Raw genomic sequence first — 12,964 nt, 5'->3', positions numbered from 1 at the left:
GGCGTCCTCTTTGTCTTATTCGGCGTTTTTGCAGAGCTTGCGGACGGTGGTGTTGCTGTTGACGGCTTGGGCGGCGGCTTTGCCGGCGCCTTCGCCCATGGCGAGGCAGTCGCCGGTGACGCGGTAGGCGGCGTGGGCCGTGTAGGACCCGGAGATGCAGCGGCCGGCGGTGAGGAGGTTTTCGACCTTGAGCGGCACAAGCGCGCGGTAGGGAATATCGAAACCCGGGTGGCCCCAGCAGGTCTGCTTGGCATTATCCGGCTCGTGGATATCGACGCCGAAGCGGACGTTGCAGACATTGTCGTGGTGCTTCTTGCCATTTTTGACATCGTCGTCGCTGACGACGTATTCGCCGGTGATGCGGCGGGTTTCGCGGACACCGATGACGGCGGGCAGTTCGAGCAGATAGACCTCGCCGAGTACTGGCTTGATCATTGCGAGGTATTTCATGGCGTGTTTGACCTGCAGGCGGCCGTTGAAGGTCGCTTTGGTGAGCTGGTCGCCGTCGCAGCCGAGGCAGTAGCGCACGTGGGTCCACTGGATGAGCGCTTCGCCGGGGCGTGGCAGCTTGATGATCGCCGGGTGATTGAAAGGCACATCTTTGAGCACGCTGTCTTCGGGGGCTTCTTTGCAGATGGCGCGGTAGAAGCCGATGGTGTCGTCGCGGGGATAGTCGTCTTTGACGCCGCCGATCTTGAACATCATGGTCATGGGCTGGAAGACGCCGTTGTCGGGCCGGCCGATGTCGTAGGGGGCGCCGGCGCGGGCGGCGATGTCGCCGTCGCCGCTGCAGTCGATGACGACTTTGGCGAGGATGGCCTGGGTGCCGGATTTGTTGACGACCATGACGCCCTTGATGGCGTCGCCGTCCATGATGGGCTCGGTGGCGATACTGTAGAGCAGCACATCGATATTTTCGGCGAGGACGAGTTCGTCGAGCAACAGCGCCATTTGGGTGGGATCGAAGGAGATATTCCACAGGCCGCCCCAGGCATTGCGCTCCTGCAGGTGCGTGCGCAGTTCTTCGTTCAGGCCCTGGTGGATGCGGTTGTCGAAGAATGGGCTGAGGAGCCCGAGGGTCCACATGCCGCCGAGCTTGCCGCCGTATTCGACGAGGGTGACTTTGGCGCCGGCACGGGCCGCGCTGATGGCCGCGCCAATGCCGGCTGGGCCGGCACCGATGACCAGCACGTCGGTTTCGTTGCGGACGGTAATTTCACAGCTGGGACGAGTGATCTTCATAGACGTGGTCCTGAGAATGGGAAACGGAGTGAATGTTACGGATGTACGGAACGGACGGCACGCAATATAGCCCGGGGTGGCCTCGCGGGCGAACGCGCCGGGGGAATGGGAGCGGACCGTGGGGGGGGGAATCGGTCTGTGATTGATACTAGCTGTCAGGCATGCCTCTCTCTGGCGCTGTGGGACGCGACGTGTCTGGCAAGTGTGGCGCCCTCCGGGCGCAATTCTAAGTTACTGTCATACCCCGGGTTGCGGCGCCCTCCGGGCGCCTCACCCGGGGTTATGCATGGTGCGGCCCTCCGGGCCGAATTTGGCCGATCTGGCATTTTATTGCCGCGAAGCGGCAGAAGCGCTGAAAGCGCGAAACATACCAGCCCAGGGCGATTATGTTCGTATTCCTCGGCCCCTTTGGCCCCAGTCGGCGAAGCTGACTGGGGCCAAAGGGGCAATGGAACTCACTTGCTTACCTGGGGGGTGACGTCGGTGGCATGCCTGGCATCCGTTATCAATGAGTGACCGACTACTTGATATTCGCCGGTCTCAGAGGACCACTGAGACCGTGGGGACACCTTGGCAACTGCGCGCAGGGGTGAGGACTCACGGACTCATGAGGCATGATCCCATGGATTGGACCGTGGGGACATTGGGGACCATGGGGAATGACTACTTGGACTCTGGGGACCGGTTGTGGACTGCTTGGACTCCGGGGACTGCCTAGTGGCAGCCAAGATGGCGTCCATATTGACCAAAGCGTCCATCGAAACGGCCCTGGATTTCGCCAGAAAAGAGGCGGCGCTGGCAGCCGGCTATTCGCAATCGCTGACCGATTACAGAGGAAAGGCCCTGAAGAAAAAAACACGGGAGTGAAGGGGCTGATGTGCCGCTTCACTCCCGTGGTGGAAGGCGTAATACCGTTAGGTGTGGCTGGTGGCCACGGCGCCGGTTTTATTCGAGGTTGGTGCCGACGTCGCCGCCGGTGCTGGTGTAGCCGCCCTGTTTCTGCAGGTATTTTTCCATCTCTTCCTGTTCCAGGGCGCTGACATTGACGGCGTACTTGGCGCGTTTGGTGGGATCGAGGGTGGTGGTGGATTGGCGTCCCGGCACATTGAGGTCGGGGTAGAGGATGTCATCGGGGGAGACCTTGACGGCGGTGCTGGCGTTGCCAGCGCCGTATTTGGGTGGCTCCAGGAGATTGATGCCCATTTCGACCAGGCGTTTACGCAGCTTCTGGGCGTCGAGGGCGCGCGGGGTGACGCCGTCCTTGATGGACAGCGCGGCGGCGGTGCCGGCGGCCTGGCCCATATTGAGGCATTCGAGGACCAGGCGGTTGCCGCTCTGGGCCATGAAGTCGGCGGAGAAATTGCGGCCGGCGACGAGCAGGTTGTCGATTTTGAGAGTGACGAGTGCGCGGTATGGCACTTCGCGCCAGAAGCCGGGATCGACATAGCGCCTGACCATTTCGCCCTTTTCGTTGGGGCGCATGACGTGTTTGACGTGTCCGACGTCGACGGGGTGGTGGGCGTCGAAGGCGTGCATGGCGCGCATGATGGCGTCGTCGAAGCGGGCGCCGTTGATGAGGTCGTCGGCGGTGAGTTTGTATTCGCACATGATACGGCGGGAGTCGCGGACGCCGAGCATGGGCGCGGTGTCAATCAGCCAGGCGCCTTCGAAGCCCGGGATGTTCTTCTTGCAGAATTCCATGGTCCACTGGCACTGCTGGCGTTGTTCGATGAGCTGGCGGGTGAGGTCTTCGCCGTCGAGGCAACGGCAGTTGCGGCTGTGCGCGTAGCAGATGTAGAGTTCCTGGTGCTTGGGATCGCGGCCGGGCACGCGCACCAGCCAGTTGATGCGGCGGTCGATCATGTAGGGATACTCGCCGTTGTCGACGGCGGCTTTGATCTTGTTTTCCCAGAAAGCGATGGTGTCACCCAGCGCGTTGTATTTTTCCATATCGACATTGCCGATGTGCATGACTAGGGACGACGCCTGGTTGTAGTTGTTCATTTCCGGGAAGCCGACTTCGAAGGGCACGCCGGCGTAGGCCGAGACATCGCCGTCGCCGGAGGCATCAATGACGCGTTTGGCTTTGATGGCCTGGAAGCCGCCTTTGTTGAAGATGACGGCGCCGGTGATGGTGTTGTTTTCCACGATGGCGTCGACGACCGACGTGTTGTAGAGAATCTGCACCTTTTCTTTCAGTAGCATCTGTTCGAGGACGACCTTGGTTTTTTCGACGTCGACGAAGCGACCGGTGACGCCGTTGATGGATTTGAGGACGTGGAACAGCTCGTAGGCGACGCCTTCGATGTAGCTGAAGGTCAGGGCGACGTAGCCCATGGTCACCAGGCCGCCTAGCGCGGACTGCTGCTCCACCAACATGGTCTTGGCGCCATTGCGGGCGGCGCACATGGCTGCGCCGAAACCGGCATAGCCGCCACCGACGACGAGGACGTCGACTTCCTTGACTACGGGAATCTCACGGGCGTTCAACATTGCTTTTTCCGACATGACATAGCCTTTCAGGTTTTTGCGGCTCAATCAGGTTTCGGCCAGCATGAGCGCGAGCCGCCGTGCGGCTGCATGCAGGCTCTTCAATACCAGAACACGATGTTGATCTTTAAAGCGGAATGCGGGCATGCAGACGCCGATCGCCACCGGTGCTTCGCCGGCTGGGCGGGCGACCGGCACCGCCAGGTAAATGACCTGGCCGTTGGCGATGACGCGGTCGGCAATGCCGTCGCTGCGGATGCGGTCGAGCGCGGCGATGAGCTGCTCGTGATCGCTGATGCCCGGCCAGTCTTCCTGGATGGGCAGGCCGATCGCCGCGATGATGCGCTCGCGTAACTCCGGTAGCGCATGCGCCAGGAGCACCCGGCCCGTGGCGCTGCGGTAGAAGCGCGTCTGATTGAGCAGATCGTTGTCCACTTTCACCGCCTGCAGGGTGTCGCTGGCGGCGATGCGCGTGTAGGAGATGCCGTCGATGGTGTTGACATTGGCTGCTTCGTCCACGTCGTGCCGCAGCTGCTCGGCAATGTCTTGGGCAAAGAGCCGCAGCCGTTCTGCATAGCGGCGCTTGCCCGTGAGGCGGAAGAGCGCTTGGCCTAGGCTGTAACTGCTGTCGTCGCCCTTGGCCAGAAAACCGACTTCGACCAGCGATTTGAGAATGAGGAACAGCGTGGACTTGTTCATGCCGGTGGCCGCCGTCAAGTCCTTCAAGCTGCAGGGCTCACGCTCGCTGACCAGCTGTAAGATCCGCGCCGTTTTTTCGATGACCAGGCCCATGACGATGTCCTTGAGAAGGGGAGTACGTGGTGATGATGGCATTCACATTAGAGCGGAGAGTGGGAGGACGCAAGGGCGGAAATGCGAAATAATCAAATATAATGATTAGCGTTTGTAATATGCAAACAATATGACAGGGGAGGAGCCGCCGGGAGGAAGGCGTTTTTTTTGTCTCACGCGAAGCCGCGAAGCCGCGAAGAAGACAAAGACAAGGAAGAATGGCGGCATGTCTTGCCGCTGCGCGGCAATTCACGCCGCCGGGAGGAAGGCGCTAATTTTTCTTCTCACGGAGGCACAAAAGCACAGAGAGGAAGGCGTTTTTTTTGTCTCACGCGAAGCCGCGAAGGCGCGAAGAAGACAAAGACAAGGAAGAATGGCGGCATGTCTTGCCGCTGCGCGGCAATTCACGCCGCCGGGAGGAATGCGCTAATTTTTCTTCTCACGGAGGCACAAAAGCACAGAGAAGAAGGCGCTTTTTTTGTCTCACGCGAAGCCGCGAAGGCGCGAAGAAGACAAAGACAAGGAAGAATGGCGGCATGTCTTGCCGCCGGTAGGGCGGCGCGGAAGTTCCGTGGCCCCACGCGAGCGTGGGGCAGCATTTTGTTCTTCGGATGAGGAAACCGGCATGTGCGGCAAAAATGCTGAGAATGAGGAAACTGGCAAGGGCGTGGCGGGTCATAACATATGCTTATTTGGGCGATGCGGATGGCCTCGTGAGGCTGTGTACGGGCTTGAGCGCGGAAATGTTGGCATTTCCGAATGAATAGCGGTGCGTAGCTTGTTGAGGCTGAGAAAGAATGCTATAATTATCTTTTCGCAAGGTTCAGGCGAACGAAAGCGATTGGCAGCGATTTCTTCCCAGAAATGGGATTACAGTTGTACGGCAAGACGACAGCAAGAGAAAGGCGGAGGACGCCCGGTATGAAAGATGTGAGCACCCGGCCACGGAATTTGTGTTTTGCAGTATCCTTTGTTGGCGTGGTACTGCTGATATTGGGGACCTTCATTCTGAAAACGGGCAACAGTTCGGCGATGGTGCCGGGGGTTGCGGCGGCGTTGACCGTGGTGTTGCTGGGGCTGCTTGCCGCTGGGCGTTGCGCCTTTGCCTATCGTCAGGCGGTGGAGGAAACCGCAGCGGCAGCGTTCAGGAAAGAGCATGGCAAGAACGAGTTGTTTGATGACGCGGACGAGACTGTCCGCATGGCGACTCGGGCGAATATGCAGTACGTGAAATACTTTGTGCCGATCTTCACCTTTGTGTTGGGGATCGGCCTGATTATTTTCAGCTTTGGCGTCTGGCGTCACTGGCGCAGTCTGCTGGCCTTTCCGCTGGCGGTGAACCCGATGCCGCTGGCGATTTTGTCGATATGCTGTGCGATCGGCACGTTGATTGCGGGCAGTTACTTTGTGGGCGCGAGCCGCGAGGCTGGCTGTCGCTGGCTGCGGCCGGCGGGCGCGTGGCTGTTTTTCTCTTGCGTGTTGTTTCTGGGCTCAGGCGTATCGTTATTTCTTGAGTACTTCAAGAAGGCCGCGGCGGAGGCTGACATCACGGTCGCACGCGTGGCGTTGTTCATGCTGCTGGTGCTGGCGGTGGAATTGCTGCTGAGTTTCGTGATAGAGTTTTACCGTCCGCGCATGCCTGGTGAGGACGAACGGCCTTTGCCGGAGAGCCGTCTGTTGGCCTTGTTCACGGAACCGGGCGGGGTTGCGCGCAATGTCGCCGCGTCCTTGGATTATCAATTTGGCTTTCAGGTTTCGGAAGTGTGGTTCTACCGTTTTCTGGAGCGTACGGTTGCGCCCCTGCTGGTGATGATGCTGGTGACCCTGTGGTTGCAGACCTGCCTGGTCGTGATCAGCACGGAGGAAAATGGCATTCACGAACGCTTTGGCCGGGTGGTTTCTCAAGAAGCGCTCAAGCCTGGCTTGTACTTCAAGCTGCCGGCGCCGTTTTCACGCATCAACCGTTTTCCGGTGGATCACGTCCAGGAGTTGTCTATCGGCTCGAATCACAAGCATGGTGACGCTCAAGGCGACGCTGCGCATGACGAGCACCAGGACTCTGCCGATAAAAAGAAGGATGAAAAGCACGGCGCGCGCGTGATTCTCTGGAGCAGCTCCCATGTCGATGAAGAAATGAGCTTTATCGTGGCGACGACGCCCGAGGCGGGCGCCGGCGGCGCTGGCGTCGGCCAGAGCGGGCGTGGCGCGCCGACAAGCGTGGGGCTGATCGCGGCGCACATCCCGTTGTATTTCAAGGTCAAGAATCTCTACGACTACATGTATCGCCACCGCGATCCGGGTGGCACGCTGAAGAACATCGCCACCAGGGAGCTGCTGAGTTTCCTGGCTGGCGAAGACTTCTGGCATGTCCTTGGCGCCAAGCGTTTCGAGGGCGGCGAGCTGCTGGAACGGCGCATTCAGGAGGTCGCCGACGACCTGAATCTGGGCATTGAGGTCGTCTTTGTTGGCTTGGCTGGGTTGCATCCGCCGGTAGCGGTTGGTAGCGCCTTTGACAACGTCGTGGCGTCCCGCGAGCAGCAGTACGAACAGGAGTTGAAGGCGCTGGCGTACGCGGTGAGCCGTGAACCGCTGGCCCGCAGCGAGTCGGTCACCATGGTCGATCAGGCCCATGCTTACAAGCAGGAGCGCGTGAGCGTCTCCGAAGCCGAGGCCGAGCGTTTCGGACGGCAGCTCAAGAGCTACGATGCCTCGCCGCAGCTGTTCAAGCTGGACAGTTTTCTCAACGTCCTCAACGAGAGCGGCCGGCAGACGCGCAAGTACGTGCTGACCAACGAGCAGAATCGCGAAGTGGTGATTCTCAATCTGGAGAAGAAACTGCGGTCGAGTCTGCTGGATTTGAATCTCGACAGCACGAAATAGGGCGTGGGCGCGAACGCATGGCATGCGGCATTACAGGTAAAATTACATAACAGGTTGATAACAGCACCCTATCAGGAGGATCAAGACGATGAGCGAGCAGCAGGCGGAACGTGGAATCAAACAGCATTGGCCGGTGGCGTTATTGGCAGTGCTGGTCGTGGTCATTTTCATGGTCGCGTTGATGACTTTCCAGGTCAAAGAGACTGAATATGCCGTGATCAAGACCTTCGGCAAAGCCAAAGTGGATGCTAATGGCAAGATCGTCCAATACGATCCCGGCCTGCATTTCAAATGGCCCTTCGTGGACCAGGTCTGGCGGCATGACAAGCGCCTGCAGTGCTATGAATTGACCGTGGGGCAGGAAGAACAGATCATCACCAAGGACGAATTCCAGATCGTGGTGTCCACTTACGTCCTCTGGCGCATTGGCGATCCCGGGCTGTTCCTGCGCCGCCTGAATTCGACGGAAGAGGCCGAAACGACCTTGGACGCCGTGGTGCGCAACAGCCGCAACAGCATCCTGCCGCAGCATAATTTCTCCGAGCTGGTCAATACGAGCGCCAAGGACAGCAAAATGGAGCAGATTGAAGCGGCCATGCTGGCGTCAGTACAGAAGAAGGCGCTGGAGGAATTTGGCATTGAGGTGACGCGAATTGGCTTCCGCAAACTCAGCTTCCCGGAGATGGTGACGACGAAGGTCTTTGACCGCATGCGGGCGGAGCGCGAGAGCAAGTCCGAGCGTTTTTTGGCCGAAGGCAAGAGCGAGGCCCAGCGGATTCGTTCCGAGGCGGACCGCAAGGCCGCCGAGCTGCTGGCGCAGGCCGAGGCCGAAGCCAAGCGCATTCGCGGCGAAGGCGACGAAGCGGCCGCGCGCTACTACGCGGTGTTCCAGAAGAATCCCGACTTGGCGCTGTTTTTGCGCAATCTCGAGGCATTGAAAGTCAGTCTTGGCGATCAGGACACGCTGATATTGGACACGAATACGCCGCCCTTCACGTTGTTGAAGCCCGGTGCGAGCCAACTGCCGTCCTTGAAAAAAGACTGAACCAGCCGACGTGATGGAGAGTAGCCATGGACGATAAGATGAAACTGAACACCCCCCCGGCGACGCCGCCCATTCCGGCCGCAGCGCCGGTGGATGCCCCGGCCAGTGCCGGCATGCTGGCGTTGATGCGGACCCTGCGCGTGCTGTTTATGGGGCTGCGGGCATTGATCATTGTTATTTTTGTGTATTTGGTTTTCAGCGGGATGTTCCGCGTTGACGAGCAGAACGAAGCGATGCTGTTTCGTTTTGGCAAGTTGCAGACGCGGGTGCTGGACCCTGAGCGCGGCGAGTCGCCGATTTTGACCAGTGGCCGCTGGTACTGGGCCTGGCCTTATCCCGTTGACTGGGTGAAGGAAATTCCCGCCCAGCGCTCGGTGACGGTGTCGACGGAAAGCACCTTCCAGCCCTGGATGAGTGCGAATATGCCCGAGCAGCAAACGAACAACTTTCTGCGGCCGGGTGTAGATGGCTATCTGCTATCGGGCGACACGAATATCATCCACGCCAAGTGGGATGTGAACTTCCGCGTCGTCAATGCCGAGAAGTACTATCTGGACTTTTACGACGAGGAAGAATCCGACGTCGTGCATAACAAGGGCAAGGCAGCGCTCGGTCGGCGCAATCGCGGCACCGAGGCAACCATTCGCAATCTGTTGAGCAACGCCGTGCTGGCGGAGACGGCGACCTGGTCGGTGGAGGATCTGCTGGCAACGACGCGGACGCTGCCTGACGGGCAGATAGAAAGCTTGAAGGACAGGGTAGAGGAACGGCTGGTCAAATTGCTGACGGAGGTCGGTCTGGGCGTGCAGGTGCAGTCGTTGAACCTGGTGGAACTGCAGACGCCGCAGGCGACCAGCGAGGCATTCCGGCGGGTGAACGAGGCGTCTGAGACCGGCCGGGCCGAGATGCTTAAGGCGCGGACCTACGCGGAAAATGTCGTCCTGGCGGCACAAGGCCTTGCCTATCGGATTGTTGACGAAGCCCGCAGCTATCGTACCAGCAATGTCGAGCGGGTGAAGGCCGACAGTTCGTACTTCGAGACCGTGCTCGTGGAATATCAGCGGAATCCCGAGACCATGTTGACGGCGTTGTACACGGATGCGGTTAGCGAGGTGCTGAGCAAAGTGAAGAACAAGTACGTGCTGCATACTCTTCCCGGGGGCTACCAGGAGCTGCGCTTGCAGATCGGCGCGGTGCCTATGAAAGACGGCGACGCCGCTACGACGGGCGAGGAATAAACGCAAGGGCCGTACAACGGGCCGCGATGACAGGGCCATAGTGATAACAGCAGGGGCAGATAGCAATGGTTGATACTGTAAAAGCTGAAGACGCGGCGAAGAAAGCTGAAGACACGGCGAAGAAGTCCGATAACAAAGCCGGGCGCGCTGAGATGACCCGCCTAGGCATCGCTTTGCTCGGCGGCATACTGGTGCTCAATTCCTACTTGTCGAAGCTGCTGTTCAGCTCGGCGGTGGATGTGAACGCCCGCGATCTGAGCGCGTTTATCGGCGCTTTGATGCTCAGTCTGCCGATCTTTTGGGAAGCCGCGCGGGATCTGGTCCGCGGCAAAGTGCACATGAACGAACTGGTTGCCCTGGCGTTGGTGGCGGCTTTTGCCAGTGGCGATTACCGCACGGCTGGCGCCGTGGCGTTCTTTATGCTGATCACCATCACCATTGAAAAACGCACGGCCATCGGCGCCGAGGCAGCCATTGAGGCCGTGGTGCGGCTGACGCCGCGGACGGCGCGACGCATCAAAGACGGCAAGGAAGAGGTAATTGATGCGCTCAATGACCTGCACACTGGTGATGTCTGTCGCGTGCGCCCCGGTGAGAATTTCCCCGCCGACGGCGTGATTTTGAGTGGCGTCAGCACGGTGAACCAGGCGACGATCACCGGCGAGTCGCTGCCGGCGGATAAGAATCCCGGCTCGGAGGTCTTTGCCGGCACGCAGAATCTGACGGGCCTGGTGGACTTCCGGGTGACGCGCATTGGTCGCGATACGACGCTGGGCAAGGTCCGCAACCTGATTGCGGATGCTGAGCGGTCGAAACTGCCGATCATGCGGGCCATTGACAACTACGTGGGCTACTACACGCCGACGATTCTGATGATCGCGGGTTTGGCGTGGTTCATCACCGAGAAGATCGACCGGGTGATCGCGGTGTTGGTAATGGCGGTGCCGGCGGCGCTGGTGATTGCGACGCCATCGGCGGTGATCGCGGCCATTGCGGCGGCATCGCGCCTAGGCATTCTGATCAAGGACGTGTCTTATATTGAACTAGCGGCGCGGATCAAGGCGGTGGTTTTTGACAAGACGGGCACGCTGACCGAGGGCAAGCTCGAAGTCGCCCGCTTGCAACCGCTGGATGGCGTGGAGCTGGCCGATTTGCTGCTGGTGGCGACGACCGTCGAGCATCACAGTAACCACCCGGCCGCCGAAGCGATGCGCAAGCTGGCCAAGGAAGCCGGCATTCAATGGCAGGACCCCGAACACTACCAAGAAGTGGCTGGCAAGGGCGTGCAGGCGACCTTCAGCGGGCAGAAGTGCCTGGTGGGCCGCGCGTCCTGGCTGCGCGAAGAGGGCATTGACACCGCCGCCATGGACAAGACTTTGGGCGAGGCCGAAGAAGAGGGCCTGAGCGTGGTGTCGGTGGCGCGCGATGGCCGTTGCATGGGCTGGATCGGCCTGCGTGACGCGATTCGGCCGGTGAGCGCCGAGGCGATTGCGATGCTGAAAGAGTTGGGCGTCACTCAGTGCTGTATGGTTACGGGTGACAACGACCGCGTGGCCCAGGCTGTGGCTGCGCAGATCGGTATCACCGAAGTGCGTTCCAGCTGCCTGCCGGAAGAGAAGGAACAGTACGTCCGCAAACTCAAGCAGAGCGGCGTGAATGTGGCGGTGGTCGGTGACGGCGTCAACGACGCTCCAGCTTTGGCCGCTGGCGACCTGGGTATTGCCATGGGCGCTTTTGGCAGCGACATTGCGGTGCAGAGCGCATCGGTGGCCCTGATGAATAACGACTTGCGGCGCATACCCTTCCTGATCGGCTTGGCGCGCAAGACGCGCATGCTGATGAATCAGAATCTGGCCATTGGTTTGGGCTTCATTGTTGTCGGTGTATATTTTGCCACCCTTGGTCATGTCACGCCGGTTGGCGCGGCGTTGCTGCATAGTGTGAGTTCGCTGTTTGTGATCTTCAACAGCGCGCGGCTGGTCCGTTCCGGCGAGGCCATGGACCAGCAGGAGACAACGAAGGGCTGAGGCGCCGCCGGCGCCGTTGATGCGAGTACAACAACAGCTTGATGGATGATTTCAGGAGTATATGCCCCATGGCGAATAAGCAAACGGACAACATAGTCGTCGAAGCGGTCGGCCTGACCAAGGTCTTTAAGGATTTCTGGAATCGCCCGAAGGCGCGTGCCGTGAACGGCATTGATTTCACCATCAAGCAAGGGCAGGTCTTTGGGCTGCTGGGGCCGAATGGGTCGGGCAAGTCCACGACCGTCAAGATGATTCTGGGGCTGCTTTATCCGACGCGTGGCGTGCTCAAGGTGTTTGGCGAGGAGCCGCGGAACGTCGATATGAAGAGCCGCATCGGCTATTTGCCGGAAGAGACTTATTTGTATCGTTATCTGACGGCGATGGAGACCCTGGATTTTTTCGGCGCCCTCTTCGGGTTAAGTGAAGAAATGCGGCGCGAGCGCGGCGAACAACTGCTGAACATGGTCGGGCTGGCCCACGCTTTCAACCGGCCCGTGGGCGAATTTTCCAAGGGCATGGCGCGGCGTATTGGCTTGGCGCAGGCTCTGGTGAACGACCCTGATTTGGTGATTTTGGACGAGCCGACTAGTGGGTTGGACCCCATTGGCTGCCGCGAAGTCAAGGACGTCATCCGCCTGTTGGCCAGCCGCGGCAAGACGATTATCCTCTGCAGCCACTTGCTGGCCGATGTGCAGGATGTCTGCGACGACGTGCTGGTGCTCTACGGTGGCAAGGTGCGCGCGTCGGGGCCGCTGAAGAGCATCTTGAGCGAAGAAGACAAGACCCGCATGGTCTGCCCGTCACTAAGCGACAATACCGTGGCTGAGCTGAAGCAGTGGCTGGCCGCCAAAGGCGTGAAAAGCGACGCCGAGCTCAAAATCGACCACCCGATTCGCAATCTGGAAGACTTCTTCCTGGAAGTCGTGCGCCAGGCGCGCGAACAGAGCGTCGATACGGCCGGCGCCCAGGCCGGTGGTGAGATTCCGGACTACTTGGCCGACAAGGGCACGGCAGTGCTCAACGCCCTCCGGCGCTCCGAAATGGCCCAAAAGGCCATGACGGACCAGGAGCCCGTAAAGCCCGCAGAGCCTGCAATCGATATGAGCAAGCTCGAAAAACTTGGTGGCAGTGCGCCGGCACCGACAGCCGCAGAGACTGCTGCGGACGAAGCGCGGGACGCCGCCGCCGAAAAAGAAGCTCAGGCCGAAAAGGCCAACGAGAAGCTGGCTAACCTGCTGGGTAAAAAGTAA

General features: G+C 59.9%; 9 protein-coding genes. 6 read left to right on the top strand and 3 right to left on the bottom strand.

Translation table 11 applies throughout. From position 1 onward, the window contains the following. Positions 1–15: 15 nt before the first annotated feature. Positions 16–1,242: an FAD-dependent oxidoreductase gene (locus tag J3R75_RS03245; RefSeq protein WP_307259895.1), complete on the bottom strand. Its 1,227-nt coding sequence runs from the start codon at positions 1,240–1,242 to the stop codon at positions 16–18. 717 nt (positions 1,243–1,959) lie between these two features. On the opposite strand from J3R75_RS03245, the gene J3R75_RS03240 reads away from it, so the two are divergent. Beyond that, positions 1,960–2,109, top strand: a complete 150-nt coding sequence (locus J3R75_RS03240; protein ID WP_307259894.1) for a hypothetical protein — start codon at positions 1,960–1,962, stop codon at positions 2,107–2,109. A 78-nt stretch (positions 2,110–2,187) separates the two neighbouring features. On the opposite strand, the gene J3R75_RS03235 is transcribed toward J3R75_RS03240, so the two are convergent. Together J3R75_RS03235 and J3R75_RS03230 are read right to left on the bottom strand one after the other, a co-directional pair. Further along, positions 2,188–3,750, bottom strand: coding sequence for an FAD-dependent oxidoreductase (locus J3R75_RS03235; protein WP_307259893.1), 1,563 nt, complete (start codon positions 3,748–3,750; stop codon positions 2,188–2,190). A gap of 30 nt (positions 3,751–3,780) precedes the next feature. Continuing rightward, positions 3,781–4,524, bottom strand: a complete 744-nt coding sequence (locus tag J3R75_RS03230) for an IclR family transcriptional regulator (RefSeq protein ID WP_307259891.1) — start codon at positions 4,522–4,524, stop codon at positions 3,781–3,783. A 921-nt stretch (positions 4,525–5,445) separates the two neighbouring features. Here J3R75_RS03230 and J3R75_RS03225 point away from each other — a divergent pair. The 5 genes from J3R75_RS03225 (at position 5,446) to J3R75_RS03205 (ending at position 12,964) form a co-directional block, all read left to right on the top strand. Continuing rightward, on the top strand, positions 5,446–7,404 hold the full coding sequence (locus tag J3R75_RS03225) for an SPFH domain-containing protein (protein WP_307259890.1): 1,959 nt from the start codon (positions 5,446–5,448) through the stop codon (positions 7,402–7,404). Positions 7,405–7,492: 88 nt separating this feature from the next. Then, complete coding sequence (gene hflC / locus J3R75_RS03220) at positions 7,493–8,449, top strand: protease modulator HflC (RefSeq protein WP_307259889.1); 957 nt, start codon at positions 7,493–7,495, stop codon at positions 8,447–8,449. Positions 8,450–8,475: 26 nt separating this feature from the next. Continuing rightward, positions 8,476–9,687: an SPFH domain-containing protein gene (locus tag J3R75_RS03215; RefSeq protein ID WP_307259887.1), complete on the top strand. Its 1,212-nt coding sequence runs from the start codon at positions 8,476–8,478 to the stop codon at positions 9,685–9,687. Positions 9,688–9,752: 65 nt separating this feature from the next. Next, complete coding sequence (locus tag J3R75_RS03210) at positions 9,753–11,714, top strand: heavy metal translocating P-type ATPase (protein WP_307259886.1); 1,962 nt, start codon at positions 9,753–9,755, stop codon at positions 11,712–11,714. Between the two features lie 68 nt (positions 11,715–11,782). Further along, positions 11,783–12,964 carry an ABC transporter ATP-binding protein gene (locus tag J3R75_RS03205; protein ID WP_307259885.1) on the top strand — a complete coding sequence of 394 codons (1,182 nt, stop codon included), beginning with the start codon at positions 11,783–11,785 and terminating at the stop codon, positions 12,962–12,964.

The organism is Oligosphaera ethanolica, assembly GCF_030814695.1.
Taxonomy (GTDB): domain Bacteria; phylum Verrucomicrobiota; class Lentisphaeria; order Oligosphaerales; family Oligosphaeraceae; genus Oligosphaera; species Oligosphaera ethanolica.
This window is presented reverse-complemented; position numbering and strand designations above follow the sequence as displayed.

Excerpts from the sequence above, each read along its gene's own strand:
- J3R75_RS03215 (WP_307259887.1), top strand. The coding sequence starts at position 8,476 with ATGGACGATAAGATGAAACTGAACACCCCCCCGGCGACGCCGCCCATT.
- J3R75_RS03210 (WP_307259886.1), top strand. The coding sequence starts at position 9,753 with ATGGTTGATACTGTAAAAGCTGAAGACGCGGCGAAGAAAGCTGAAGAC.
- J3R75_RS03205 (WP_307259885.1), top strand. The coding sequence starts at position 11,783 with ATGGCGAATAAGCAAACGGACAACATAGTCGTCGAAGCGGTCGGCCTG.
- hflC (WP_307259889.1), top strand. The coding sequence starts at position 7,493 with ATGAGCGAGCAGCAGGCGGAACGTGGAATCAAACAGCATTGGCCGGTG.
- J3R75_RS03245 (WP_307259895.1), bottom strand. The coding sequence starts at position 1,242 with ATGAAGATCACTCGTCCCAGCTGTGAAATTACCGTCCGCAACGAAACC.
- J3R75_RS03230 (WP_307259891.1), bottom strand. The coding sequence starts at position 4,524 with ATGGGCCTGGTCATCGAAAAAACGGCGCGGATCTTACAGCTGGTCAGC.
- J3R75_RS03235 (WP_307259893.1), bottom strand. The coding sequence starts at position 3,750 with ATGTCGGAAAAAGCAATGTTGAACGCCCGTGAGATTCCCGTAGTCAAG.
- J3R75_RS03225 (WP_307259890.1), top strand. The coding sequence starts at position 5,446 with ATGAAAGATGTGAGCACCCGGCCACGGAATTTGTGTTTTGCAGTATCC.